This window comes from Pseudonocardia humida (assembly GCF_023898865.1).
Taxonomy (GTDB): domain Bacteria; phylum Actinomycetota; class Actinomycetes; order Mycobacteriales; family Pseudonocardiaceae; genus Pseudonocardia; species Pseudonocardia humida.
Genome location: NZ_JAGSOV010000061.1, coordinates 42,571 through 66,747 on the forward strand (window position 1 = coordinate 42,571; position 24,177 = coordinate 66,747).

Here is a 24,177-nt window from a genome sequence, read left to right on the forward strand (position 1 = left end):
CCGTCGCGCTCCGCGACCCGGCCTTCCGGCGGCAGGGAGGAGAACTGCCATGACCACCGTCCTCGTCACCGGCGGCACCGGCCTGCTCGGCCGCGCCGTCGCCGGGGAGCTCACCGCCGCCGGGCACACCGTCCGGATCCTCAGCCGGCGCCCCGGCGGGCCCGGCACCGCCGTCGGCGACCTCGCCACCGGCGCCGGCCTCGACACCGCACTCCAGGGCGTCGACGCCGTCGTCCACAGCGCGTCCGACCCGCGCGACCCGCGGCCGGTCGACGTCGACGGCACCCGCCGGCTCGTCGCGGCCGCCCGCCGGGCCGGGGAGCCGCACCTGGTGTACGTCTCGATCGTCGGGATCGACCGCATCCCCTGGCCGTACTACCGGGCGAAGCTGGCCGCCGAGCGCGCTGTCGGGGCGTCGGGCCTGCCGTGGACGATCCTGCGCGCCACCCAGTTCCACGAGTTCACCGCCGACCTGCTCGCGCGCCTCACGCGCCTGCCGGTCGTCCCGGCTCCCCGCGGCTGGCGCTTCCAACCGGTCGACGTCCGGGAGGTCGCGGCGCGCTTCGCGGCGACCGTCGACGCCGGGCCCGCGGGGCGGCTGCCCGACCTCGGCGGTCCGCAGGTGCTGACCGTGGCCGAGCTGGCCCAGCTCCACCTGCGCGCGACCGGACGCCGCCGTCGGGTCGTCGCGGTCCCGGTGCCCGGGGCGTTCTCCCGCTCGCTGCGAGCCGGTGCGAACCTCGCCCCGTCCGGGTGCTCCGCCGGCCGCACGTACGCCGAGTTCCTGGCCGAGCGGGCCGGGACCGTGCCCACGGGGAGCACGTCGTGATCGTCTTCGTCACCGGCGCCACCGGCGCCCTCGGCACCCCGACGGTCGCCCTGCTCCGCGGTGAGGGCCACACGGTCCGCGCGCTCGCCCGCAACGCGGAGTCGGCGCAGACCCTGCGCGCCGCCGGCGTCGACCCGGTGCCCGCGTCGCTGACCGACCGCGCCGCGCTGCGGGCCGCCGTCGACGGCGCCGACGCGGTCCTGCACCTCGCCACCCGGATCGCCCCGCTGGCCGCCGCCCGCCGACGGGCGGCCTGGCGGGAGAACGACCGCATCCGCGTCGGCGGCAGCCGGAACCTGGTCGACGCCGCCCTCGCGGCGGGCGTCGGCGTACTGGTCTACCCGAGCTTCGCGCCCGTGTACGCCGACGGCGGCGACCGGTGGCTCGAGGTCGGCGCGCCGGTCGCGCCCACCGACATCCTGGAGTCCACCCTGGTGGCCGAGGAGGAGGTCGCCCGGTTCACCGCGGCGGGCGGGCGGGGGGTCGTCCTGCGCACGGCCGGGATCTACGGACCGCACTCGGCCGCGACCCGGGACGTGCTGGCCCTGGCCCGGCGCGGCGTCTCGGGGTTCGTCGGCCCGGCCGACGCCTACCAACCCCTCGTCTGGGACGAGGACGCCGCGGCCGCCCTACGCGCCGCGGCCGTGAACCCGGACGTGCGGGGGACCTTCGACGTGGCCGACGACGAACCGCTGACCCGCGCCCGCCTCGCCACCGTGCTCGCCGAGGTCGTGGGCCGTCCGGTGCGGCGGCCGCCGACCTGGCTCGCGCGAGCCGCGCTCGGCAGGCGGATGGGCTTCCTGCTGCGCAGCCAGCGCGTGTCGAACCGGCGGTTCGCCGCGGTCACCGGGTGGGCGCCGGGCGTGCGGCGTGCGGCCGACGGCCTGCGCACCCTCGGCGGGACATGAGCGGACGGCCGTCGGCGTGCACCTCGGCGCGGGGCGCGGCCGTCGCGCCCCGCGCATCGCCGCGACCTGGACCTTCCGCCCGAGCCGATCCGACTCGTCCGGCCTGCGGTCGCGACATCTCCCGGTTACGCCGGCCCGCCCAGCGACGGGGACAGCACCAGGAGCGAGGCGTTGGGCCGCGAACGGTTCACTTCACCCGCTGGTGGGGGCCGACAGGGCGTCGACGTCGAGCGCGCGCGCGGTGCGTTCGTAGACCCTCGTCGCCAGGTCGGTGTCGCGGGCCGGTGTCGGCGGTGTCACGACCGCGCCCTTGGCGAAGACGCCGCCGTTCGGGGTCGGGGCTGCCGTGGCGGTGGCGAGCAGCACCGGTGTGCGGGCGGCCTTCGCCGGTGCCTGGGCGAACAGGCCGCTCACCGACGACACCACCTTCAGCACGCCGCCGGACTTCGCGTTGAAGCCGGTCCTGATGACGCCGGGGCTGGCGCTGTAGGCGGCCATGCCGGCCGGGAGCCTCGCCGCGAGCGCTGAGGTCGCCATCAGGCTGGCGAGCTTGGCGGTGCCGTACACGGCGAGCTGCGAGAACCTGTCGCGCCAGGAGACACCGGTGACGTCGGGGTCGCCGGGGTCGAGGCGTCCACGGGTCACCAGGTCGCTGGAGATGGTGATGATCCGGGCGGTCGGGGCGAGCAGGCCGTCGGCGAGCAGCAGGTGCGTCAGGTGGAAGGGCGCCAGGTGGTTCAGGGTGTGCGTGCGCTCCGCGCCGTCGGCGGTCTCCGCGTAGGTGGGGAATGCCGCTCCGGCGTTGTTGATGAGCACGTCGACGTCCTCGACGGTGTCGCGCAAACGCCCTGCGAGGCTGCGGACGTCGTTGCGGTCGACCAGGTCGGCGTGCAGGGCGTGGACCGTGCGGCCGGGGGCGTCCGCGGCGAGAGCCCGCCTGGTGGCCTCGGCGCTGCGGGCGTCGCGGGTGACGGCGACGACGTCGAGGCCGGCGGCCAGCAGCAGCCGGGCCGTGGCCAGCCCGAGGCCGCCGGCCGCGCCGGTGATGACAGCGGTGGGTGCGGTCATGGCGATGCTCCTGGGGTCAGCGACGGATCTGGAGGGTGACGTCGGCCTGCTGGCCGCTCTCGGTCGAGTGCACGGACACCCAGCTGCCCGGTGAGCCCTTGGCCATGCGGATCTCGATGTCGGTGGCGTTGCGGTACGGGCCGGGTCCCCGGTCGACGTACGGCGGGAGTGACTGGACGTGCGCGGCGAGGTCGTCGGGGAAGTACAGCTCGGTGCCCAGCAGGGCCCGGCCGGCCACGCTGACCCGGACGTGGATGTGCAGGGTGCGCGGGGTGTACCAGCCCGGCACGATGGTCTGGAACTCGACGTGCCCGGCGGCGTCGGTGACCTGCTGACCGCGCAGGAACGTCGCGTCGTCCGTCGGCCGGAACCGGCGCAGCGCCAACGACACCAGGGCGGGGAACCTGTCGGCGCCGAAGCGCTGGTAGCCGGAGTAGACCCCCAGCGCGTCGCAGTGCCAGATCTCGACGGTCGCGCCCGTCAGCGGCGTCAGCGTGCCGACCTCCACGGCTCGGATGCTCAGCAGCAGCGGAACGCCGTCGCGGCCCTCCCGCACGTCGCGCCGCAGCGGTGAACCGGGCACGTAGTAGGGCCCGTTCCCCTGGCTCGCCGTGGGCCGGTCCGCTTCGAGGGTCGTCGCACGGCGGATGTCCTCGCGGTTGTCGATGAAGCCCAGCACCGTCGTCAGCACGCGGCGGCGCACCCGGTCCCGCACCGTCTGCCGCCTGCTCGCGGTCGCGTCCACGGCAGCTCCCCCGCCCGATACTTGGACTCTCCAAGCGTCTACGATCCTGACCAAGAAGCTTGGATTAGTCAAGTATCAGAGGCTCCAAGTGTTCGACGTACGATGACGGGGTGGACGGTGGGTCGATGACGTACCAACTGCTGCGGCTGGTGCACGCCATGGACGGCGCGACCAACGCGGGCATCCACGACGTCCTCACCGACCTGAAGATCACCCGACCCCTGGCCGACGCGCTCTGGCAGCTGGACCCGGCCGCACCGGCCCCGTCCATGCGGCGGATGGCGGCCAAGCTGCGCTGCGACCCGTCGACGGTGACGTTCCTGGCCGACCGGCTGGAGCAGCTGGGCTACGCGACTCGCGCAGCGGCGCCCGGCGACCGGCGCACCAAGGTGCTGCACCTGACCGCCGCCGGCCACGCGGCGCGGCAGCGCCTGGTCGATGCGGCCACCACGCGTACGCCGATAGCCCGGCTGACCGACGCCGAGCAGAGTCGCCTACACGCCTTGCTGACCCGAGCGATGGCGGCACCCGCGGCAGCGGACGGACAACCGGAGCGCACCTCCGAGGACCCTGGCTGAACTCGCGTCCGGACGGCTGCGCGGCGAGCGCAGGGCGTGTGAAGACCTCCCGCCGAATGGAAAGAACTCATTATCGGCGCGGCAGGCGCCAGATGTCGCCGCAGGCGGCAAATGGCCTATCAGGCTTATCCGCTTCACGCCTCCATCGGAAGGAATGTGTCGACGGTGGGCAGGCTACCTCGCAACCGCTACCCTGCGGGCATGAGCGCGGATGATGGTGACCAGGGCACCGGTATCGACACAACGATCCCGCACTCGGCCCGCATCTTCAACTACTGGCTCGGCGGCAAGGACCATTACCCGGTCGATCGCGAGGCCGGCGACGCCTGGGTCGCCGTCGATCCGACGATTCTGAGGATCGCCCGCGAACAGCGAGCGTTCCTCAAGCGCACCGTGCGTTACCTGGCGGGTGAGGCCGGCATCCGCCAGTTCCTCGACGTGGGCACCGGGCTGCCGACCGCCGAGAACACCCACGAGGTCGCCCAGCACGTCGCGCCGGACGCCCGGATCGTCTACGTCGACAACGACCCGCTCATCCTCGCGCACGCCCGCGCACTGATGACGAGTACCGAGGAGGGCACGACCAGGTACATCCACGCCGATATGCGTGATCCGGCCCCGATGCTGGTCGAAGCCGGCGAGGTCCTCGACTTCGACGAGCCGGTCGCCATCCTCTTCATGGGGGTGCTCGGACATCTCGCGAAGGTCGAGGACGCCCGGAGAGTGATCCGGACGCTGATGGGTGCCGCAGCTCCCGGCAGCTACCTGCTGCTCTGCGACAGCATCGTGGTCGAGGGTGACGAGGCGTCTCTTGAAGCTGCCGAGGAGTACGGCTCGACAGGTGCCGTGCCGTACAACTACAGACCGCGCGACGAAGTGGCGAGCTTCTTCGATGGGCTGGAGCTGGTCGATCCAGGACTCGTGTCGATTAGCCTGTGGCGCCCGGAGCACCCGTCGGGAGTAACGAGGATCGGCCGGTCTGATCCGGAACCTCTGGAGCAGACCATTGGTGGACTCGCGCGCAAACCAGCCGTCGCGCCGGAGTAACCGACGCACAATTGTCCCCAAGCCAGATTGATCATGCCGTGGTAGGACGAGGCGGACTCGTCGTAGCGGGTGGCGGGTCATGGGCCGATCCGGGCCCGGCCGGCGGAACTCCACGCCCGCCGCGTCGACCGATCCTCGGCGGACTGGTCAACGAGTACGACGCCGCCGGGTGAAACCGCTGGTCAGACCAAGTGGCTGGATTCAGGAGCCCGGCATGGCCTGTCGGGTGCGCCGCTCCCTCGCACGCACCCGCCGACCCCGTGTCTCAGCCGTTCGGGGACAGTTCGTCGGTCCGCGCCGGGGCGGGGCGCCGGTGAACGATGCCGGACAGGGCGACGCCCAGGCCGGCCACGGCGAAGCCGGTGATCACGACGAGCGCCGGGGTGAAGCCGGCCAGCAGCGCGTCCGGGCCGGTGCGGCCCTCGCCGTTGGCGACCAGGACCGCGGTCACCACGGCCAGTCCGACGGCGCCGCCGACCTGCAGGGAGGTGTTCAGCAAGCCGCCGGCCAGGCCCTGCTCCGAGTCCGGGATTCCCGCGGTGGCCTGGATGTTGAACGAGGCGAAGGCCAGCATGAAGCCCAGGCCGAGCAGGACCATGCTGGGCAGCACCCCGATCGCGTACGGGGCGTCGCGGTCGACGAGCAGGAACAGCAGGTATCCGACGACGTGGGCGACCACGCCGGCCGCGATGGTCCGCGAGGTGCCGAACCGGTCGATCAGCGGCTCCATCCGCGGCGAGCCGAAGGCGACGATCAGCGCGGCGGGCAGGAAGCCCAGCGCGGTCTGCAGCGGCGTCCAGCCCAGCACCGACTGCAGGTACAGCATCACCAGGAACTGGAAGCCCAGGTAGCCGCCGAAGAACAGCGTGGCGCCGAGGTTGGCCCGGGCCAGCGGTCCGGACCGCAGGATGCCCAGGCGGACCAGCGGGTGCGCGGTGCGCCGCTCGATCACCACGAACGCGGCCAGCAGCAGCGCGGTGGCCGCGAACTGGGCCAGCGTGCGCGGGGCGGCCCAGCCGACCTCGGGCGCCTCGACCACGGTGTAGACCAGCAGCAGCATCGCCGCGACGCCGATGACGGCGCCGGGCAGGTCGTAGCCGCCGGTCCGGTCGGGGCGGTCGTGCGGCAGCAGCCGGTGCGCGGCGACCAGGGCGACGAGCGCGACCGGCACCGGCAGCAGGAACGTCCAGCGCCAGCCGATCTCGGTCAGCAGGCCGGAGAGCACCAGCCCGGCGGAGTAGCCGCTGGCCCCGAAGACCGCGAAGATCCCGAGCGCCCGGTTGCGGGCCGGGCCCTCGGCGAAGGTCGTGGTGATGATCGACAGGGCCGCGGGCGCGGTGAAGGCCGCCGCCACGCCCTTGAGCAGCCGGGTGACGATCAGCAGCGTGCCGTCGTCGACCAGGCCGCCGACCAGCGAGGCCACGGCGAACACGGCCACCGCGACGAGGAACACCCGGCGCCGGCCCAGCAGGTCGGCGGTGCGCCCGCCGAGCAGCAGCAGCCCGCCGTAGCTGAGGACGTAGCCGCTGACGACCCATTGCAGGGCGCTGGTGGACAGGCCGAGGTCGGCTTGGATCGCGGGGAGGGCCACGCCGACCATCGACACGTCGAGCGCATCGAGGCCGACGACGAGCGAGACGGTGAGCAGGACGCCCCAGAGCCGTGCGTCCCACTGCGTCGATGTCGTGCGGGTCGGGGTCGGGCGGGTCGAGGCCGTGCGGGTCGGGGTCGTGGAGAGCGGTGGGTTGTCGGGCACGACGACGAAAGTACATGCACGCGCATCTAATGCCAACGCATTTAATGTAGCTGCATAAGATGCTTGTGCATGCTAGGGTCGGCGTCGTGGGCGACGTGTCCGAGGTCGAGCTGGTGCGGCGGTGGCAGGGCCTGCTGGCGCGGCACGCCGCGGTCTACAACGCCCTGGAGCAGGAGCTGCGCCAGCACCACGACCTGGGGGTCCCCGAGTTCGAGGCACTGGAGCGCCTCGCCGGGTGCCAGCTCGGCAAGTGCCGGGGCGCAGAGCTCAGCGAGGCCGTGCACCTGAGCCAGAGCGCGGCGTCCCGCCTGGTCGCCCGCATGGAACGGGACGGGCTGGTCGAGCGCTCGCTGTGCGAGGACGACCGGCGCGGGATCTTCGTGCGGCTGACCGAGCACGGCCGCCGGCGTTACCTCGATGCCAGGCCCACCCACCGCGCGGTGCTGGCGACCACGCTCGACCCGCAGTAGCCACCCCTCGCCGCCCTCGCTGCGCCGCGACGGTCGTGCGTGATCTGCCCGGGCTACCTGTCTCGGCGACCACTGCACGCAGGTCGGACACCTACGACCAGCCGGCCCCGCGCCGGCCGAGTTCACCGCTCTTCCCGCTGGCTGCTGCCCACAGCACCTGCGCGACCAGCTGGTCGGGCCGCCGACGGCGCCGACCCCGCCGGGCCGGACTGGACGCCCGCGGCCGCGTCGCCGAACCCGCACCCTGTTCGATCGCTCTCACCCTCGGCGCCTCCGCCCTCCAGCGGCCCGATCCGCTCGGGAACGCCGCGCAGGCGCTCCACCAGTCGCTGCGTCGCCCGCGCGGTGATCGCCATGATCGTGAGGTGCGGGTTGACCCCCGTGCAGGTCGGGAACGCCGCGCCGCTGAACACGAGCAGGCCGGGGGTGTCGTGCACCCGCAGGTCGCGGTCGACCACCGACGTGCGCGGGTCCTCGCCCATCCGGGCGCCGCCCAGGTCGTGGCTGCTGGCCACCCCGCGGTAGCGCGGGCCGTTCCAGGTCCGGGTGGCGCCCATGGCGGTGAGGATCTCCGCGCACCGGTCCTGCATGAAGTCCTGCAGGCGGTGCTCGTTGGGCCGCATGTCCGTGGTGACGCGCAGGACCGGCAGGCCGAAGCCGCTGCGGTCGCGGTAGCGGGGGTCAAGGTCGAGGAAATCGGTGGTGTAGGACAGCGAGTCGGGCTGGATGCGCACGGCCGCGATGTGCTGCCACTCTCGCAGGTGCTCCCGGTAGGCGCGGCCCCACGACGCGACGCCCGGCGGCAGCGGGTCGCGGGCGATCTGCAGGGGCAGCTGCTGGTTCTCCACGTTGAGGCTGGCGCCGCCGAGGAACCCGTGCGCGGCGCTGTCGAAGCCATCGGCGTTGAAGTCGTCGAGGGTGACCATCTGCGCGGCCGGCCCGGTGTGGGCGTTGAACACCGTCGCCGGGAAGTGCCCGTAGACGTCGCCCCACTGCTTGACCATGAAGTGGCGGCCGAGCCGGCCGGTGGAGCCGCCGAGGCCGTCGGGGTGGCGGTCGTCGGCCGAGAGCAGCATCAGCCGCACCGTCTCGAACGTGTAGCTGGCCAGGATGACGGTCCGGGCGCGGTGGGTGCGCACGACGCCGAGCGGGTCGACGTACTCGACGCCGTCGGCGTGGCCCTGGCGGTCGGTGAGCACGCGCAGCACCCGGCAGTGCGTGCGCAGGTCGAGGTTGCCGCTGGCCAGCGCCTGCGGCACGGACGTCAGCCCGGGGTTCCAGCGGTCGTCGTGGAACCCGCCGAACCCGGCGCTCCACGGATGGTAGCGCGTGGCGGGCAGGCCGTTGTACGGGACGCTGTTGACGCACACCGGGGTCGGGTGCGGGTGCAGGCCGAGCCCGCGGGCGGCGGCGGTGAACAGCGCGCCCTTGCGGGTGGGTCGCAGCGGCGGCATCGGGTAGTCGGTGCGGCGCGGCACGAACGGGTTGCCGTGCCGGTCCCCCGCCACGCCCGCGACGCGTTCGCACAGGTCGTAGTAGGGCTCCAGCTCGTCGTAGGTGAGCGGCCAGTCGGCGGGCGTCGCGTGCTCGGGCACCGCCGACGCCCCCCAGCGGTCCAGCACGTGGCTGCGGTAGGCGAACTGGTAGGGGTGCATCCGCCGCAGCGCGCCGCCCCAGTGCACGACGGAGCCGCCGACGCCGTTCATCATGCGGCCGAGGCTGAACGTGATCGGCCGGGTCGGCTCGTCGGCGTTGCGGCGCCAACGCGGGGCCTCCGCGAGGAACTTCGGGCCCATGTCGCCGCGGCAGTAGTAGGCGGCGCCGAGCTCGTCGGGGTGGTAGTCGCCGCGGTGGCGCCACCCGCCGGCCTCGAACCCGACGACCTTCAGCCCGGCGTCGGCGAGCAGCGCCGAGACGAACCCGCCGACCGCCCCTACCCCGACGATGATGACGTCGGCCGGACCGGGCGGCTCGACGGCCGCGCGCTGCGGGTCGTAGCCGGGCACGTCCGGCGCCGGCTCCGCGGGCCCGCCGAGCCGGAAGCCCGCGTGGGCCAGCGAGCGCACCTCCCCGCCCTTGTCCGCCGGCTCGTCGGCGCGCTGCTCCGCGGCGGAGTGCTCCAGCCACACGCCCGGGTGGCCCAGGAAGCGCCAGCCTGCGAGGTCGCGGTTGCCGCCGTGCGCGGGGTCGGCGAACAGGCCCTCCTGCAGGTGCGCGCGCAGCACGTGGAAGAACCCGCCCTGCTCGGGCACGTGGAAGCCGGGCAGCCGGGCGACCGCCAGGTCGGCGACGAGGCCGTCCTGCTCCTCGGGGGTGGAGTCGGCGAAGCCCGTGCCGCAGCGGTCGCGCGCGGCTCGGTCCAGCGCGGCCAGCCCGAGCTGGTAGCTCTCGTGCAGGTGGCGGTCGTGTCCGGCCAGGGCGCGGTCGAGGAACGTCACCGCGCCGATCTCGACGGCGCCGGGCCCGTCCGCGCCCGCGGGGAACATGCGCTCGAACACGGCCGCGACGGTGCGGGCCTGGTGCGGGCTGAGGCTGAGCAGCCCGTCGCGGGCCGGGTCGACCCCTTCCGGCTCCGCGGTCACCGCCGGCTCCCGCCGGCGCGGTGCGGTTCCAGCGCGGCGAAGTCGAAGGTGAGCCCGTGGCCGGGGCGCTCGGGGGCGACCGCCACCCCGTCGCTGATCTCCAGCGGCTCGGCGAGGTAGCGCTCCAGCGCGAAGCCGTGCGCCTCCATGTAGGTCCGGTTGGGGGCGGCGGCCATCAGGTGCACGGTCAGGTCGTGGGCGCCGTGCGAGGTGACCGGCAGGTTGTGCGCCTCGGCCAGCGCGGCGACCTTGCGGAAGACCGTCATGCCGCCGACGTTGCACACGTCCGGCTCGGGGTAGGTCACCGCGCCGGCGGCCATCGCGGTGCGGAACTCGTAGAGCGTGTGCAGGTTCTCCCCCGCGGCGATCGGCAGGCCCCCGTCGCGCAGCACCCGCACGTGGCCCTCGACGTCGTCGGGGATCGTCGGCTCCTCCAGCCAGACCAGGTCGAACCCGCCCAGCGCCCGCGCCACCTTGACCGCCTGGTCGACCGACCACTTCATGTTCGCGTCGACCATGAGCGGGAAGCCGTCGCCGAGGTGCTCGCGCATCCGGCGCACCCGCTCGACGTCCTCGCGCCAGTCCGGGCGGCCGACCTTCATCTTGATCGCCCGGAAGCCCTCCGCGCGGAACCGGTCGGACTGCTCCAGCAGCGCCTCGACGGGCAGGTCGAGGTCGATGCCGCCGGCGTAGACGGGCACCTGCGGGTCGAAGCCGCCGAAGTGGCGCCACAGCGGCTGCCCGGCGCGCCGGGCGCGCAGGTCCCACAGCGCCACGTCCACCGCGGAGATGGCCGAGGTGGCGTGCCCGCCGCGGCCCGCGTAGTGCAGGGCCCACCACATCGCCTGCCAGGTGTGCTCGGTGCGGTCGACGTCCGCGCCGACGACGACGGGCGCCAGGTAGCGGTCGACGAGCACGGCGAACGCCTCGGCGCCGGAGTTGACCGCGTAGGTGTAGCCCAGCCCGGTCGCGCCGTCGGAGTCCTCCAGGCGCACGGTGACCAGCTCGAAGTGCGGGATCTCCCCGTGCGTCGAGTCGGTCAGCACGACCGGCAGCGGCACCTGGTAGAAGTCGGTGCGGACGGTGGTCACGACGGGCATGGGCGCTCCCGGGTGGGCAGCGGGCGGTGCGGTGCGGGGGGACGGCGGCACCGGTCAGGTGGGGGCCGCCCGCCGGCGGGTGAGCCGCACCTGCAGCAGGACGACGGCGAGCAGGAACGCGCCGCGGATCACCGACTCCCAGTAGGAGCTGATCTCGATGACGCCGCGCCCGTTCTCGAACACGATCAGGTTGAAGATCAGCTGCAGCAGCAGGACGCCGACCAGCGTCCCGAACACCGAGCCCACGCCGCCGGTGAGCAGCGTGCCGCCGACGACCACCGCGGCGATGGCGGTGAGCTCCCAGCCCTGGCCCGCGGCGGCGTCGACCGAGCCGGTCTGCGCGCCGAGGAACGCCCCGGCCGCGCCGGCGAGCGTGCCCGACAGCACGTAGACCGCGACCTTCGTGCGGTCCACGGGCAGGCCCATCAGCCGCGCCGCGTCCTCGTTGCCGCCGGTGGCGAGCACGTGGCGGCCGAAGTCGGTGGCGTGCAGGGCCAGGGCACCGGCCGCGAAGAGCACCAGCACGATCCAGAACGACACCGGGATCCCGAGCAGCGACCACCGGCCGAAGTCCTGGAACCCGCTGGCCGGGTCGGCCACGGCCGAGCGGGCGTCGGCGAGCTGCAGCGCGAGCCCGCGGGCCACGAGCAGCGTGGCCAGCGTGACCAGGAACGGCGCGAGGCCGTACCGGGCCACGAGCACCCCGTTGGCCAGGCCGACCGCGGCCCCCACGCCGAGCGCGGCGAGCATCGCCGGCAGCAGGCCGGCCCCGCTGAGCTGGGCGGCGACCACGCCGCCCAGTGCGGCGACCGACCCGACGGACAGGTCGATGCCCCCGGTCATGATCACGAAGGTCATGCCCAGGGCGACCAGGGCGTACTTGGCGTCGTCTGCGAGCAGGCTCTGGATGTTGAACCCGGTGGCGAACTGCTCGCCGTAGCGCAGCGCGCCGAACACGACCAGCACGACCAGGGCGATGAGGGCGCCCTGCTGCTGCAGCACCCGCCCGAGGCGGGGCCGGGGCGCGACGTGGACCGGTGCGGTCATCGGGGACCCCTCCCGTTCAGCGGCTGCGGCGCTGCAGGAACAGCGCGATGACGATGACGACCCCGGTGACGATCTGCGCGACCTCGCGCGGCACGCCCTGGGCGATGAGGGTGTTCTGCAGGAGCCGGAGCACGACGGCGCCGACGAGCGTGCCGATGACCGAGATCCGCCCGCCGGTCAGCGGGGTGCCGGACACGGCCACGGCGGCGATCGCGTCCAGCTCGAGGCCGAGACCGACGTTGTTGGCGTCCGACGCGCTGGTGATGCCGATGACGACCAGCCCGACCAGGCCCGCCAGCGCGGCCGAGGCGACGTAGGCGATCATCGTCACGCGCCCGACCCGCACGCCGGACAGGCGCGCGGCCCGCGGGTTGCCGCCGGTGGCGAGCAGCGTGCGGCCGTAGGCGGTGTAGCGCACCACGAACCACAGCACGGCGGCGAGCACCACCATGAGCACCACCGGCATCGGCACGCCCGCCACCCGGCCCAGCCCCAGGAACTGGAACGCCGGGTCGCGGAACCCGGTCAGCCGGCCGCCGCTGAGCAGCTGCGCGATGCCGCGCCCGGCGATGAACAGGATCAGCGTCGCGACGATCGGCTGGACGCCGTAGCGCACGACCAGCGATCCGTTGAACACCCCGCACGCGGCCGCGGCGAGCAGGGCGAGCGCGACCGCCGCGACGGGGCCGACGCCGGCGAGCAGCGTCAGCGCGCCCACCTGCCCGGCGATGGCCATGACCGAGCCGACCGACAGGTCGATGCCGCCCGTGGCGATCACCAGGGCCATCCCGAGCGCCACGATCGCGACCGGCGCGGCCTGGCGCAGCTGCACGTCGAGCAGCGTCTGGACGGTCAGGAAGTTGGGGGTGGCCAGGGCGTTGTAGGCGAACAGCAGCACGAGCAGGACCCCGGCCCCGTAGCGCTGCGCGCGGGCGGCCCAGACGGCCCCGCGCCGGCCGGTGGCCGCGGCCGCCGACTCGGGTGAGCGGGTCGCCGCCGGGTCCGACACCGTCTCAGGCATCGCCGTGCTCCCCGGCACCGGCGCTGCCCTCGGCCATGGCCTGCACGATCGCGTCCTCGCTGATGTCGGCCCCGGCGAGCTCGCGGACCGTCTCGCCGTCGCGCAGCACCACGACCCGGTCGCAGCCGTTGATCAGTTCCTCCAGCTCCGAGGAGACCAGCAGCACCGACAGGCCGTCGTCGGCCAGCTCGTCGACGAGCTCGGCGATCTCCTGCTTCGCGCCGACGTCGATGCCGCGGGTCGGCTCGTCGAGGATCAGCAGCCGCGGGTCGGTGCACAGCCAGCGCGCGAGCAGCACCTTCTGCTGGTTGCCGCCCGACAGCTCGCGGACCGGCTGGTCCGGGCTCGCCATCCGGATGCCCAGCCGCGCGACGAACCGGTCGACGATCTCCTGCTGGCGCCCCCGGTCGACCACGCCGCGGCGGGTCAGCCGGGGCAGCAGCGCGAGGGTGAGGTTCTCGCGCACCGACAGGTCCGGCACGATGCCGTCGGCCTTGCGGTCCTCGGAGTTGAAGCCCAGACCCGCGCGGATCGCGTCGCGGGGCGAGGAGAACGCCACCGGCTCGCCGGCCAGCCTCATCTCGCCGCCGGTGACCGGGTCGGCGCCGAACAGCGCCCGCGCGGTCTCCGAGCGGCCCGAGCCGAGCAGCCCGGCCAGCCCGACAACCTCGCCCCGCCGGACGCTGACCGACGAGCCGTTGAGCGCGGGCGGTCGGTGCAGGTCGCGCGCCTCCAGGACGGTGGGCGCGCCGGCCGCGCGCGCGGCGCCGACGTGCCTGCCGCGCCGCTCGGACTCGGTCAGCGCCCGCCCGAGCATCGCCGAGACCACCTCGTACTTCGACAGCTCGGCGAGCGGGGCGTCGGCGACGCAGCGGCCGTCGCGCAGGACCGTGATCGTGTCGCAGACCGCGTAGAGCTCGTCGAGGCGGTGGGAGACGAACACGACGGCCACCCCGGAGTCGCGCAGCCGCCGCACGACGTCGAGCAGGACGCCGACCTCGTGCTCGGCCAGCGACGACGTGGGCTCGTCCATCACCACCAGCCGGGCGTCGAACGACAGCGCCCTGGCGATCGCGGTCATCTGCTGGGTCGCGATCGGGAACTCGTGCAGCGGCCGCGTCACGTCCACGTGCACGTCCAGCGCGGCCAGCCGCTCGCGGGCCTCGGCGTTGATCGCCCGCCAGTCCAGCAGCCCGAACCGGCGCGGCGCCCGCCCGATGCACACGTTCTCGGCGAGCGAGCGGTACGGGACGAGGTTGACCTCCTGGTAGATCGTGGCCACCCCGGCGCGCTGGGCCTCGTGCACGGAGCCGAAGTCGACCGGGCGCCCGTCCAGCTCGACCTGGCCGGCGTCGCGGCGGTGCACGCCGGTGAGGACCTTGATCAGGGTCGACTTGCCGGCCCCGTTCTGCCCGATCAGGGCGCGGACCTCGCCCGCGGGGACGCTCAGGTCGACGCCGGTCAGGGCGGGCACTCCGGCGAAGGACTTGTCGATCCCGCGCATCTGCAGCAGGGGCGCGTCGGCCATGGGGGCTCCCCGGGGACGGGGCCGGGCGGGCGCGGCGGCCCGCCCGGCCGGGACCGGTCAGTAGGCGGTGGCGATGTTCTGGGCCGCGTTCGCCTTGTCGAACAGCCGGTCCTCGAGCACCAGCTGGACGGGCACCTGTCCCTCCCGGGCGTACTGCTCCATCGTGTCGAACGCCCGGGGCCCGAAGCGCGGGTTGGACTCGACGGTGGCGAACAGCTCACCGGCGTCGACCGCGGTGAGCGCGTCGCGCGAGCCGTCGATCGAGACGACCTGGATGTCGCTGCCCGGCACCTTCCCGGCCGCCCGGACCGCCGCGATGGCGCCCAGCGCCATCTCGTCGTTGTGCGCGTAGATCGCCGTGGCGTCGGGGTGGGACTGCAGCAGCGTCTCGGTGACGCTCTGCCCCTCGGCGCGGGTGAAGTCGGCGGACTGGCTGACCACGACCTCCAGGCCCGGGCACTGCGTGATCGCCTCGTCGAAGCCCTTCTTGCGGTCGATCGCCGGCGACGAGCCGGTGGTGCCCTCCAGCTCGATGATCTTCGCGTTGCCCCCGGTGGCCTTGGCCATCGCCCAGGCCGCGCGCTTCCCCTGCTGGACGAAGTCGGAGACGATCACCGTGACGAACTGCTCGCCGGGCTTGGCGACGGTGTTGTCGACGTCGCGGTCGAGCAGGAACACCGGGATGCCCGCGGCGGCGGCCTCGACGACCACGTTGCCCAGCTGCTCGGTGATCGGGGCGATGAACAGCGCGTCGGGCTTCTGCGCGATCAGGCCCTTGATGTCCTGGATCTGCTTGGCCTGCTCGTTGTTGGCGTCGGTGACGGTGAGCTGGTGGCCCCGCTCCTCCGCCTCCTCGCGCATGCTCGCGGTCTCCGCGAGCCGCCACGGGTTGTTGCTCGCGTTCTGGCTGAAGGCGACCGTGTAGGTGTCCTTCACGGGGAGCTTGGGCGCCGCGGTCGCCATCGGAACCCCGGTCGGCGGGGCCGAGTTGCCCGGGTCGGCGGCGGACGCGAGCGGGCAGTCGGCCGACGCGGTGGGCGCCGCCCCCGCCTCACCGCCTCCGCCGGCGGGGCTGGCGTCGTTCGAGCACCCCGCCAGCGCCAGCGCCGCCGCCAGCAGACCCCCGGCCACAGCTTTCGTCCCGACTCGCATCCGATGTCCTCCATCCCGTCGTTGGGCCCGGTAGGAAACCGGTTTTCTGATGGAGCCACGGTGCCCCGTCCCGGCACCGCAGTCAACCCTCCGTGGCCGGGGAGGCGCAGGTGGAAACCGGTTTTCCTGCACTACGCTCGGAGTGAGCTCCAGGAGGCCGCGTGATCGACCCGCCCGTCCCCACGCCGCGCCCCGAGCGGGCCCGGTTGATCGACATCGCGCGCGAGGTGGGGGTGACCAAGTCCGTCGTGTCGCGCGTGCTGAACGACGACCCGACGCTCACGGTCCGGCCCGAGACCCGCAGGCGCATCTGGGCCGTCGCGCAGCGGCTGGGGTACCGGGCGCACGCCGGGGCGCGGGCACTGGCCGGCGCCGAGACGCGGGCGCTCGCGCTGCTGATCCCCGACCTGGGCAACCCCGTCTACTCGCGGATCATCCGCGGCGCCTACCGGCGCGCCCGTGAGCACGGCTACGTCGTGCTGCTGGCCGAGGACACCACCGACGACGCGGCCGACGAGGCGTTCCCCGAGCTCGTCGAGGCCGGGCGGGTGGACGGGCTGCTCATCGCCTCGGCCCGGCCGGACCACCAGCTGCTGGCCTCCCCCCGGCTGTCGCGGGTGCCGCACGTCTTCGTCAACCGGGAGGTCCCCGGCTCCGGCCGCAACGTCGGCATGGACCTCCCGGCGGCGAGCGCCACCGCGGTGCGGCACCTGCACGCCCTGGGCCACCGGCGCATCGGGCTGGTGTCGGGCCCCGAGGAGCTGCAACCCGCGCGGGCGCGGGCCGCGGGGTTCGTCGCGGCGATGCGGGAGCTCGGGCTGGACCCCGGCGGCATCGCCCGCGGGTCCTTCGACGAGCGCGGTGGAGCGGGCGCGGCGCAGGAGCTGCTGCGGGGCGTCCCCGACCTGACGGCCCTCTACACGAGCACGCTCGGCCAGGCCGTCGGCACCCTGCACGCGGTCCGCTCGCTCGGGCTGCGCATCCCCGACGACGTCTCGGTCGTCGCCTACGACGACCTCCCCCTCGCCGACCACCTCGACCCGCCGCTGACCACTATCGGCATGCCGCTGCTGGAGCTCGGCGCGGCCGCGGTGGACGCGGTGCTGCGCCAGCTGGGCGGCGAACCGCCCGCCGACGTCGTCGTGCCCACGCGCCCCGTCGTGGTGGAGCGGCGATCCACCGCGCGCCCGGCCGGTCGTCAGGAGGTCGCAGGCGGGGAGCCCGGCCCACCGCGGTCCGCCGCTACTGGACGGTCCCGTGCACGACCTCGACCACCCCGCTGAGCTCCTGCGCGTCGGGCTCGATCGGGGCGAGCGACCCCGCGCGGAGCACAGAGCCGGGTGCCCGACCGTCGGCATGCGGCCCGCGCCTGCGGTCCCCGTGCGCGCGGGCGCGGGCGGGCCTCGTCGGGCGAGGGCTCGTGGTACCCGACGCCAGCCTCGTCGGTGGCAGCCGGCGAGCCGCGCCCGCTGACGCCGTCGGCCCCCTTGTCAGACCGCTCCGGCAACCGCGATCCAGCGGGTCAGCCCTCGGGGAGGTGGGTGACCGGTCCGACGTGCTCGTCCCCCGCCGGCCGCTCGTCGCATGCGGTCAGGTAACCCTCGTGGACCGGGCATGGCGCGCACCGGGAGCGGTCGCACAGACGGCACAGCCGCCCGAGATCCCGGTCGGTGCGTGCTGACGGGCGGAGCAGTCGGTCGGCAACCGCACGCAGGTGGTCCCGCTCGGCGACCGACAGATCCTCCACCATGTCGACGAGCACGTCCTCGCGCGCGGTGAGAACGCGAGCGGCGACCTCCCTACCCGCCGGGGACAGGTGCAGGCCGCGACTGCGGCCGTCGGGGCCGGGGCGGCGTTCGATCCAGCCGGCCTCACCGAGGCGCCGCACCACGTGCGCCACGCCCGGCTGGGACAGCTTCAGCACACCCACCAGCCACTCCGCCGTGCACCCCGGTTGGTCCTTGATCGCGATGAGGGCCTCGGCCGGGGCGCCGCCGGCTCCGACCGCCCCGGTCACGGCCTCACGCATCCGCTCCCCGACGAACAGCGCGAGCGCCCCCAACAGGTTTGCCGACGAGTCCGCAGGCATATTCATAAGTCATGAATGTATCAGCTCGCATCCTGATCGCCGTCGCGAGCCTCGCCTCCCTGCCGGTCGCCATGCGCCCGCTGCTGATCGTGCTGCTCGGTGAGCACAACACCGGCAGCTACGCCGCGGCCGGTACCGCCTCAGGGGCGGCGGCGCTGGGCTTCGCCGGGACCGCAGCGGCGTGGGCCCGCGCGCTCCCCCGATTCGGCGACGCCCGCGTCCTGCTGGTCGCCGCCGCCGCCGCGTCGGCGGCCGGCGCTGCACTCGCCGCGACCACCGAGCCGACGGCGTTCGTGCTGATGGCCGGACTGTGCGGGGTCGTCACACCACCGGTGACCAGCAGCGTGCGGGCGATGCTGCCGACGTTGCTGCCGCCGGACGCGCTCACCCGCGGCTACGCCGCCAACGCCGTGGGCCAGGAGGTGGTGTACGTGGCCGGCCCGCTCTGGGTGACGGCCTGGTCGGCGCTCAGCGGTCCACGGGCTGCTCTGCTGGCTAGCGTGCTCACCGGCGCCGCCGCCCTGGCGCTGGTCGCAGCCCTCGTCCCCCGCAGCCGTCCGGACGCGCCGGCGAACGCTCCCGGGAGATCCCCGCTTGCCGCGTCAGGCGTCCGCGTCCTCGGCGCCGTGTACCTCGCGTACTGGGTGTGCATGGGCGCGATGTGGGTGCTCGTGCCGGCGTTCGCGGCGCACAGCGGCTATCCGGAGCAGGCCGGCCTGCTGGTGACGGTGTGGTCGGTGGGCAGCCTGGCCGGTGGCCTCCTGCTGGCCGCGCGGCGCCGGTCGGTCCGGCTCCCGGTGGCCTACCCGGCTCTGCTGGCGGTGCTGTTCGCGACGTCGCTCCCGCTCGTCCTACCCACCGTCCCCGCTCAGATGGCCGTGGCCATCGGGATCTTCGGCATGGGACTGGCGCCGTGGCTGGCGGTCTCCGACGAGTTGGTCGGGCACGCCGCCCCGGCCGGAAGGGCGGGCGAGGCCTACGGCTGGCTGGCCAGCATCGGGCAGCTCGGCGGTGCGGTCGGCTCCGCAGTGGCCGGCCAGCTGGCCGACCGGCACGGCGGCGGACCGGCTTTCCTGGTGGTGTCGGCCGCGCTCGGCGTCGGGCTGGCGGTCGCGCTGCTCGGTCGACGCGCCCTGCCCGCCGGCCCGCCGGACCGGGTTCGCTGATCCCGGATCGTCGGCTTCGATCTCATCGACGTCTCCCGGGCGGCGTACGCGGCGGCCCGCTCCAGGACGCCTCACCTGACCGTGGCTCGTGCGAGGCGCAACCGCGCCGACGCCGGGCCCATGGCCCCGGGAGGTGGGCGGGCTGGAGGTACCGATGATGTTCGTCATCGCGCACCGGGGACATCGATCTCTGCTCCGCCGGTCCGCGCGCTGGCACGGTCGTCGGAGTCCCCCGGTCATCCCGGCCGGGCCCGGCGCCGGAGGACCCGATGCCTTTCCACACCAGCCCCGACGGCACCCGCCTGTTCCACACCGACGTCGGCGACGGCCCCCCGGTGCTCCTGGTCCACGCCTGGTCGCTGAGCTCGGCCATGTGGGAGTACCAGGTCCGCGCCCTGGTCGAGGCCGGCTTCCGGTGCGTCGCGATGGACCGCCGCGGCCACGGCCGCTCCGACGTCCCCGGGACCGGCTACGACCTCGACACCCTCGCCGACGACCTCGCCGCGCTCATCGACCACCTCGACCTGCACGACCTCACCGTCGTCGCGCACAGCATGGGCACCTGCGAGACCACCCGCTACCTGGCCCGGCACGGCAGCAGCCGCGTCGCCCGCGTCGCCTTCGTCGGCGCAATGACCCCGCACCTCGCCGGCGCGGTGGGCCCGGCGTTCGTCGAGGCCATGGTCGCCGACATCGTCGCCGACCGGCCCCGCTGGTTCCACGACTCCGCCCCCGCCTACTTCGCCACCACCGGCACCGGCGCGTGGGTGTCGCAGGCCCTGGTCGACGACGGCGTGCGCGCCATCCTCACCACCCCGCTGGAGGTGCAGGTCGCGTGCCTGCGGGCGTTCACCGGCACCGACCTGACCGAGGACCTGCGCCGGATCGACGTGCCGCTGCTCGTCGTCCACGGCGATGCCGACGCCTCCGCGCCGATCGACCTCACCGGACGACCCACCGCGGAACTCGTGCCCGGGGCCCGGTTCCGGCTCGTCGACGGGGCACCGCACGGCCTCTACGTCACCGCGCGGGACGTGGTGAACGAGCAGCTCCTGGCGTTCGCCCGAGGACGCGACGCCGCGTGGACCTGACCACCTGCCGCGGCCACCAGCGCAATACCTCTCGAGAGGACCGCCGACGTGCGCAAGCTCATCGTCCAGCAGTGGGTCACCGTCGACAACATCGCCGCGGAGGAGGACGGCGGGCTCAGTTTCGTGTCAGGGGAGCCGTTCGACGACGAAACGACCGACGACCCGTTCAAGAACAGCCTGATGAGCTTCGTCGACTCGGTCGACACGATGGTCCTCGGTGCCACCACCTACCACATGTCCACGGGCTACTGGCCGTACGCCGTCGAGCAGGGCGAGTACGGCGAGAAGCTCAACAACCTCGCCAAAGTCGTCGTCTCGTCGAAGCTGATCGACGCGCCCTGGGGCGACTTCCCCGCCGCGACGGTGACGCGCGACCCGGTCGCCACCATCCGGGGGCTCAAGGAGCAGAGCGGCCGGGACATCTGGCTGTGGGGGAGCTTGACGCTCATGCGCTCCCTGCTGGGCGCCGGCGTCGTCGACGAAGTCCGGATGCTGGTCTGCCCGGCGTCACGCGGCAAGGGAACCCGCGCCTTCGAGGATCGGCGAGACCTGCGTCTGATCGAGGCCACCTCCTTCGACAACGGCGTGGTGCTCCTGCGCTACGAGATCAAGGGTTGAGCGGGACGAGTCTCAGGACAGGGGCAGCAGCGAGCCCGCACCATCCCACCTACCGGAAGGACAGCCGACATGGCCACCGCCGAGGATCTCGACCGCGCTACCGACTCCCGGTGGGACTGGGTCGCCGAGCACACCCGCACCTACCTGGCGTCGGGTGGCGCCGAGGGACACGAGAACGGCGGGGTGCTCACGCTCGTGCTCGCCACGACCGGACGCCGGACCGGCCGGCCGCGCCGCACCTGCCTGATCTACGGCACCTCCGGCGGCGAGTACGTCGTCGTCGCCTCGAAAGGGGGTGCCGACGAGGACCCCGCGTGGTTCAAGAACCTCCTGGCGAACCCGAGTGTCGGGGTGCAGGTCGGCCCCCACCGGTTCACCGCTCACGCCCGGGTCGCGTCCGCGGCCGAGCGCGAACCCCTCTGGACCCGGATGGCGCAGATCTTCCCCCTCTACGACGACTACGCGCAGAAGACCGACCGCACGATCCCGGTCGTCCTGCTCACCCCGCAGACCGAACCTCGCGAGCCCCGCACCGGTCGTTCCGACCCCGCGTCCGACTGACATCGCGTCTGCCGATCCGCCCACCGTGCACGAAGACCGGCGTGCTGATCGTGCCCGCGCTCCGGGACGGTGATCGATGAACACCTTCGTCCACGTCGTCGCGACGCTGCTGGCCGCCGTCGTCATGATCCCCGCGGCCGCTCATGCGCTGGAGGTGCCGGGGAAGCGGCGTCTGGACGAGTCGGGGTACCGGCTCGTCCAGACGATCTACTACCCCGGCTTCACCGCGGTCGGGGTCCTGGAGGTGCCGGCGACGGTGGCGGTCGTCGTCTCGGCGGCCCTGACGTATCCGGGCTCGGGCGACTTCGCCATGCGCCTCGCCGCGAGCGTGGCGCTGATCGGACTCGTGGCGACCTACTGGCTGGTGGTTCACCCCGTCAACCGTGAGTGGCTGCGCGACAAGCCGGGGGTGTCGACGTGGGGCGCCCGCTTCTTCGGAGTCGCGGCCAGCGGGGCCGGCGCGCCGGTCGTGGACTGGACGGCCCTGCGGCGTCGATGGGAGACCGGCCACCTGGCCCGCGCTGCGCTCGCAGTCGCAGCCCTGACCCTGCAGGTGATCGCCCTGGCATGACCGCGACTGGGCCGCGGCGCAACCTGCGGTAGCGTCGTGCGCTCGGAGGCGTCGAACAGCGGGTCTCGTCCTCGATCCGCGCTGGCGGATCTCCGCGCACACAGATCGACGGTCGCGATCGTCCGGTGCGATCTGCACCACTGCGGGTCGCTTGTCAGTCAGTGAGCCCCTTCCACTTGGGCGCCAGCCGGCGAGAACGAGCACCTGCACGGCGTCGACCAGGGCAGTAGCTCGTGACGGGCAGCAGCGGATCTTGCGCAGGACCTTCCAGGACGTGAGGACCGCGTTGGCTCGCTCACCCGGCCCCCGTTGAGCGGCGTGTGCGGCGTTGACCGCGCGCTGAGCCGCGACAACCGCCGGCGCTGCCCGGTCTCGGGATCGGTGCGACGCCGCCGCTGGGGCAGGTCGAAGCCGGGGCCGGCGCCGTGGTGGGCAGTGGGATGGCGAAGAACGCGGCCAGGACCCAGTGCCACGCAGACCAGCCGATCGCCAGAAGCACCTGCGCCTCGATGTCGAGCGGGAAGATGACCATGGCTACGGTCCGGTGCCGGAGCGTCTGCGCGAGTTGGAACCCGGCAAGCCGCGCCGCGGCCGACCGGACCGCGGCCGGGGTGCAGGTGGTCGCCGACAGCGGCTACCGCGGCGCCGGCCCGACCTTCGACCTGCTACAACGACCTGGTCAAGGCGGTGCAGGTCAGTCCTCGTCCTCGCTGGCGACGCCACGTGGAATGGGCTCAGTGAGCCAATCAGCTGGCGCGGCGGCCGGCCACCCGCTACGCGAAGCGGGTGGCCCACCACCGGTCGAGACCGTCTCTGCGTCGACCGTGTTGTGGCTGCGTGCCGAGCGGTAGGACACGCCCGGCCACGGAATCAGCCGATCAACCAGCCGAGGGCGAACAGCAGCGCGGTGCCGGTGAGCATGCCGACGACCGGCCACGGACCGCTCACCGACCGGCGGTTGCGGTAGGACACCGCGGCCGCGACGAACAGCGCCCCCGGCAGGCCGAAGATCACCCACGCGGCCGAGAGGTTGAACCAGCCGGTCGCACCGAGATCACCGATCCCGGTGGCCGGCAGGTCCACTACGCCCGCCACCAGCGCCAGCTTGACCGCCAACTCAGCGACCGGGTACGCGAGCTGGGCCGCGGCGCACGCCCACAGCCCGGTCAGCACGACCACCGGCGGCAGGGCACGGCCCCACCGCCGCACGCTCGACAGGGCGATGACGACGGTGACCGCGCGCAGCAGGGTGGCCAGCAGGATGATCCACGCGGTCGCGTCGACCGGCTGCCGGGCGACGACGTGCGCGGCCACCCACAGGGCGCCGACCACCGCGACGAACGCCCCGACCGCCGCGGTGATCGCGTAGGCCGGCCACGCGGCGACGAAGCGGCGCCCGGTACGGGTCATCCGGCCGGGGAGGTGACGGCCTCCTGGCCGCCGCGCACCACGTAGTCGCCGGTCGAGAACGCCGTCGGCACCAGCGTGAGGGACACCGCGCCGGACCCGAGGATCTCGCCGCCGTCCACCCGGAACGACGAGGGCACCGCGCCCTCGTCGAACAGGCGCTTGCCCGTCCCGACGACGACCGGGAAGTACAGCAGGCGGTATACGTCGACGAGCCCGGCGTCGTGCAGGGTCCGGGCGAGCCGGTGGCTGCCGTGCACCTGGAGCTCGCGGCCGGGCTGCTCCTTGAGGCGGCGCACGGCGTCGACCACGTCCCCGCGGACGAGGCTGGTGCCCGTCCAGTCGGCCGCCGCCTCGTCGAGCGAGGACGACACCACGTGCTTGGGGTAGGTGTTGAGCGCGACCGCGACGGAGTTGTCCGGGTCGGTGACCCGCGACCAGTAGGTGCGCATCATCTGGTAGGTGCTGCGGCCGAGCAGGATCGCGTCGGCGAGGCGGAACCAGCCCGCCACCACCTCGCTGCTGGCGGCATCGGCCTGCGGGACGAGCCACCCCCCGCGGTCGAAGCCGCCGCTGGTGTCCTCGTCGACCGCGCCCGGACCCTGCATCACGCCGTCGAGGCTGAGGAAGGTGTTCACACTGAGTTGCACGTGGAGCTCCCGTCTTGTCCTGGTGAGTCCCGCAAGCCTGGCCGGGAGCGACGACGGGGGGCAGAGCCGGGAGTCCGATGATCGCCGTGACGTCCAGCGCCCGCCGGTGATGACGTCCGTCACCGTCCGGGCCACGACATAGGCATCTGCCCGGACGGTCGCCGGCGGCGCAGACTGCGACCAGCGGGGAGCG

23 protein-coding genes are annotated in these 24,177 nt (G+C 73.8%); 11 read left to right on the top strand and 12 right to left on the bottom strand.

Annotation, left to right across the window (positions count from 1 at the left end):
- The first annotated feature begins 49 nt into the window (after positions 1-49).
- Both KDL28_RS28730 and KDL28_RS28735 read left to right on the top strand, forming a co-directional pair.
- Positions 50-829, top strand: a complete 780-nt coding sequence (locus KDL28_RS28730) for an SDR family oxidoreductase (protein ID WP_252443585.1) — start codon at positions 50-52, stop codon at positions 827-829.
- Positions 826-1,737, top strand: a complete 912-nt coding sequence (locus KDL28_RS28735; RefSeq protein WP_252443587.1) for an NAD-dependent epimerase/dehydratase family protein — start codon at positions 826-828, stop codon at positions 1,735-1,737. The genes KDL28_RS28730 and KDL28_RS28735 overlap by 4 nt, the downstream gene beginning before the upstream one ends.
- 192 nt (positions 1,738-1,929) lie before the next feature.
- Here the strand turns inward: KDL28_RS28735 and KDL28_RS28740 are convergent, their stop codons facing one another.
- Both KDL28_RS28740 and KDL28_RS28745 read right to left on the bottom strand, forming a co-directional pair.
- The gene (locus KDL28_RS28740) at positions 1,930-2,805 is read right to left on the bottom strand and encodes an SDR family NAD(P)-dependent oxidoreductase (RefSeq protein WP_252443589.1); all 876 of its coding nucleotides are present in this window, start codon (positions 2,803-2,805) and stop codon (positions 1,930-1,932) included.
- Between the two features lie 16 nt (positions 2,806-2,821).
- Positions 2,822-3,550, bottom strand: a complete 729-nt coding sequence (locus tag KDL28_RS28745; RefSeq protein WP_252443591.1) for a dioxygenase family protein — start codon at positions 3,548-3,550, stop codon at positions 2,822-2,824.
- A gap of 125 nt (positions 3,551-3,675) precedes the next feature.
- On the opposite strand from KDL28_RS28745, the gene KDL28_RS28750 reads away from it, so the two are divergent.
- Positions 3,676-4,128: a MarR family winged helix-turn-helix transcriptional regulator gene (locus tag KDL28_RS28750; RefSeq protein WP_252443593.1), complete on the top strand. Its 453-nt coding sequence runs from the start codon at positions 3,676-3,678 to the stop codon at positions 4,126-4,128.
- A 201-nt stretch (positions 4,129-4,329) separates the two neighbouring features.
- Positions 4,330-5,175 (top strand): SAM-dependent methyltransferase, encoded by an 846-nt coding sequence (locus KDL28_RS28755; protein WP_252443595.1) that lies wholly within the window; start codon positions 4,330-4,332, stop codon positions 5,173-5,175.
- 265 nt (positions 5,176-5,440) lie between these two features.
- On the opposite strand, the gene KDL28_RS28760 is transcribed toward KDL28_RS28755, so the two are convergent.
- A complete protein-coding gene (locus tag KDL28_RS28760; protein WP_256502955.1) occupies positions 5,441-6,823 on the bottom strand; it encodes an MFS transporter in 1,383 nt (460 codons plus the stop codon).
- 194 nt (positions 6,824-7,017) lie between these two features.
- On the opposite strand from KDL28_RS28760, the gene KDL28_RS28765 reads away from it, so the two are divergent.
- Positions 7,018-7,401 carry a MarR family winged helix-turn-helix transcriptional regulator gene (locus KDL28_RS28765; protein WP_252443597.1) on the top strand — a complete coding sequence of 128 codons (384 nt, stop codon included), beginning with the start codon at positions 7,018-7,020 and terminating at the stop codon, positions 7,399-7,401.
- Positions 7,402-7,523: 122 nt separating this feature from the next.
- Here the strand turns inward: KDL28_RS28765 and KDL28_RS28770 are convergent, their stop codons facing one another.
- From KDL28_RS28770 to KDL28_RS28795, 6 genes are read right to left on the bottom strand one after another with little or no spacing between them, the layout of a single operon-like run.
- Positions 7,524-9,983, bottom strand: coding sequence for a GMC family oxidoreductase (locus KDL28_RS28770; RefSeq protein WP_252443599.1), 2,460 nt, complete (start codon positions 9,981-9,983; stop codon positions 7,524-7,526).
- The gene (locus tag KDL28_RS28775; protein ID WP_252443601.1) at positions 9,980-11,083 is read right to left on the bottom strand and encodes a mandelate racemase/muconate lactonizing enzyme family protein; all 1,104 of its coding nucleotides are present in this window, start codon (positions 11,081-11,083) and stop codon (positions 9,980-9,982) included. The genes KDL28_RS28770 and KDL28_RS28775 overlap by 4 nt, the downstream gene beginning before the upstream one ends.
- Positions 11,084-11,137: 54 nt before the next feature.
- Positions 11,138-12,130 carry an ABC transporter permease gene (locus KDL28_RS28780; RefSeq protein WP_252443603.1) on the bottom strand — a complete coding sequence of 331 codons (993 nt, stop codon included), beginning with the start codon at positions 12,128-12,130 and terminating at the stop codon, positions 11,138-11,140.
- 16 nt (positions 12,131-12,146) lie between these two features.
- Positions 12,147-13,151 (bottom strand): ABC transporter permease, encoded by a 1,005-nt coding sequence (locus tag KDL28_RS28785; RefSeq protein ID WP_252443605.1) that lies wholly within the window; start codon positions 13,149-13,151, stop codon positions 12,147-12,149.
- On the bottom strand, positions 13,144-14,679 hold the full coding sequence (locus tag KDL28_RS28790) for a sugar ABC transporter ATP-binding protein (protein ID WP_252443607.1): 1,536 nt from the start codon (positions 14,677-14,679) through the stop codon (positions 13,144-13,146). Before KDL28_RS28790 ends, KDL28_RS28785 begins: the two co-directional genes overlap by 8 nt.
- Positions 14,680-14,736: 57 nt before the next feature.
- Entirely contained in the window at positions 14,737-15,831 is a 1,095-nt protein-coding gene (locus KDL28_RS28795; protein ID WP_252443609.1) for an ABC transporter substrate-binding protein, read from the bottom strand.
- A gap of 161 nt (positions 15,832-15,992) precedes the next feature.
- Here KDL28_RS28795 and KDL28_RS28800 point away from each other — a divergent pair, with 161 nt between their 5' ends.
- Complete coding sequence (locus KDL28_RS28800; protein ID WP_252443611.1) at positions 15,993-17,114, top strand: LacI family DNA-binding transcriptional regulator; 1,122 nt, start codon at positions 15,993-15,995, stop codon at positions 17,112-17,114.
- A 239-nt stretch (positions 17,115-17,353) separates the two neighbouring features.
- On the opposite strand, the gene KDL28_RS28805 is transcribed toward KDL28_RS28800, so the two are convergent.
- The gene (locus KDL28_RS28805) at positions 17,354-17,926 is read right to left on the bottom strand and encodes a MarR family winged helix-turn-helix transcriptional regulator (protein WP_252443613.1); all 573 of its coding nucleotides are present in this window, start codon (positions 17,924-17,926) and stop codon (positions 17,354-17,356) included.
- 5 nt (positions 17,927-17,931) lie between these two features.
- On the opposite strand from KDL28_RS28805, the gene KDL28_RS28810 reads away from it, so the two are divergent.
- The 5 genes from KDL28_RS28810 to KDL28_RS28830 all read left to right on the top strand — a co-directional run bounded on the left by KDL28_RS28810 (position 17,932) and on the right by KDL28_RS28830 (position 21,927).
- The gene (locus KDL28_RS28810) at positions 17,932-19,086 is read left to right on the top strand and encodes an MFS transporter (protein ID WP_252443615.1); all 1,155 of its coding nucleotides are present in this window, start codon (positions 17,932-17,934) and stop codon (positions 19,084-19,086) included.
- A gap of 269 nt (positions 19,087-19,355) precedes the next feature.
- A complete protein-coding gene (locus KDL28_RS28815) occupies positions 19,356-20,177 on the top strand; it encodes an alpha/beta fold hydrolase (RefSeq protein ID WP_252443617.1) in 822 nt (273 codons plus the stop codon).
- A gap of 48 nt (positions 20,178-20,225) precedes the next feature.
- The gene (locus KDL28_RS28820; RefSeq protein ID WP_252443619.1) at positions 20,226-20,795 is read left to right on the top strand and encodes a dihydrofolate reductase family protein; all 570 of its coding nucleotides are present in this window, start codon (positions 20,226-20,228) and stop codon (positions 20,793-20,795) included.
- Between the two features lie 69 nt (positions 20,796-20,864).
- Positions 20,865-21,356: a nitroreductase/quinone reductase family protein gene (locus KDL28_RS28825; protein WP_252443621.1), complete on the top strand. Its 492-nt coding sequence runs from the start codon at positions 20,865-20,867 to the stop codon at positions 21,354-21,356.
- Between the two features lie 76 nt (positions 21,357-21,432).
- Positions 21,433-21,927: a DUF1772 domain-containing protein gene (locus KDL28_RS28830; RefSeq protein ID WP_252443623.1), complete on the top strand. Its 495-nt coding sequence runs from the start codon at positions 21,433-21,435 to the stop codon at positions 21,925-21,927.
- Positions 21,928-22,797: 870 nt separating this feature from the next.
- Here the strand turns inward: KDL28_RS28830 and KDL28_RS28840 are convergent.
- On the bottom strand, positions 22,798-23,337 hold the full coding sequence (locus KDL28_RS28840) for a hypothetical protein (RefSeq protein WP_252443625.1): 540 nt from the start codon (positions 23,335-23,337) through the stop codon (positions 22,798-22,800).
- On the bottom strand, positions 23,334-23,984 hold the full coding sequence (locus KDL28_RS28845; protein ID WP_252443626.1) for a dihydrofolate reductase family protein: 651 nt from the start codon (positions 23,982-23,984) through the stop codon (positions 23,334-23,336). Before KDL28_RS28845 ends, KDL28_RS28840 begins: the two co-directional genes overlap by 4 nt.
- Positions 23,985-24,177 lie beyond the last annotated feature (193 nt).

Excerpts from the sequence above, each read along its gene's own strand:
- KDL28_RS28755 (WP_252443595.1), top strand. The coding sequence starts at position 4,330 with ATGAGCGCGGATGATGGTGACCAGGGCACCGGTATCGACACAACGATC.
- KDL28_RS28795 (WP_252443609.1), bottom strand. The coding sequence starts at position 15,831 with ATGCGAGTCGGGACGAAAGCTGTGGCCGGGGGTCTGCTGGCGGCGGCG.
- KDL28_RS28825 (WP_252443621.1), top strand. The coding sequence starts at position 20,865 with ATGGCCACCGCCGAGGATCTCGACCGCGCTACCGACTCCCGGTGGGAC.
- KDL28_RS28730 (WP_252443585.1), top strand. The coding sequence starts at position 50 with ATGACCACCGTCCTCGTCACCGGCGGCACCGGCCTGCTCGGCCGCGCC.
- KDL28_RS28815 (WP_252443617.1), top strand. The coding sequence starts at position 19,356 with ATGCCTTTCCACACCAGCCCCGACGGCACCCGCCTGTTCCACACCGAC.
- KDL28_RS28785 (WP_252443605.1), bottom strand. The coding sequence starts at position 13,151 with ATGCCTGAGACGGTGTCGGACCCGGCGGCGACCCGCTCACCCGAGTCG.
- KDL28_RS28830 (WP_252443623.1), top strand. The coding sequence starts at position 21,433 with ATGAACACCTTCGTCCACGTCGTCGCGACGCTGCTGGCCGCCGTCGTC.
- KDL28_RS28810 (WP_252443615.1), top strand. The coding sequence starts at position 17,932 with ATGAATGTATCAGCTCGCATCCTGATCGCCGTCGCGAGCCTCGCCTCC.
- KDL28_RS28775 (WP_252443601.1), bottom strand. The coding sequence starts at position 11,083 with ATGCCCGTCGTGACCACCGTCCGCACCGACTTCTACCAGGTGCCGCTG.
- KDL28_RS28750 (WP_252443593.1), top strand. The coding sequence starts at position 3,676 with ATGACGTACCAACTGCTGCGGCTGGTGCACGCCATGGACGGCGCGACC.
- KDL28_RS28790 (WP_252443607.1), bottom strand. The coding sequence starts at position 14,679 with ATGGCCGACGCGCCCCTGCTGCAGATGCGCGGGATCGACAAGTCCTTC.
- KDL28_RS28740 (WP_252443589.1), bottom strand. The coding sequence starts at position 2,805 with ATGACCGCACCCACCGCTGTCATCACCGGCGCGGCCGGCGGCCTCGGG.
- KDL28_RS28805 (WP_252443613.1), bottom strand. The coding sequence starts at position 17,926 with ATGAATATGCCTGCGGACTCGTCGGCAAACCTGTTGGGGGCGCTCGCG.
- KDL28_RS28840 (WP_252443625.1), bottom strand. The coding sequence starts at position 23,337 with ATGACCCGTACCGGGCGCCGCTTCGTCGCCGCGTGGCCGGCCTACGCG.
- KDL28_RS28780 (WP_252443603.1), bottom strand. The coding sequence starts at position 12,130 with ATGACCGCACCGGTCCACGTCGCGCCCCGGCCCCGCCTCGGGCGGGTG.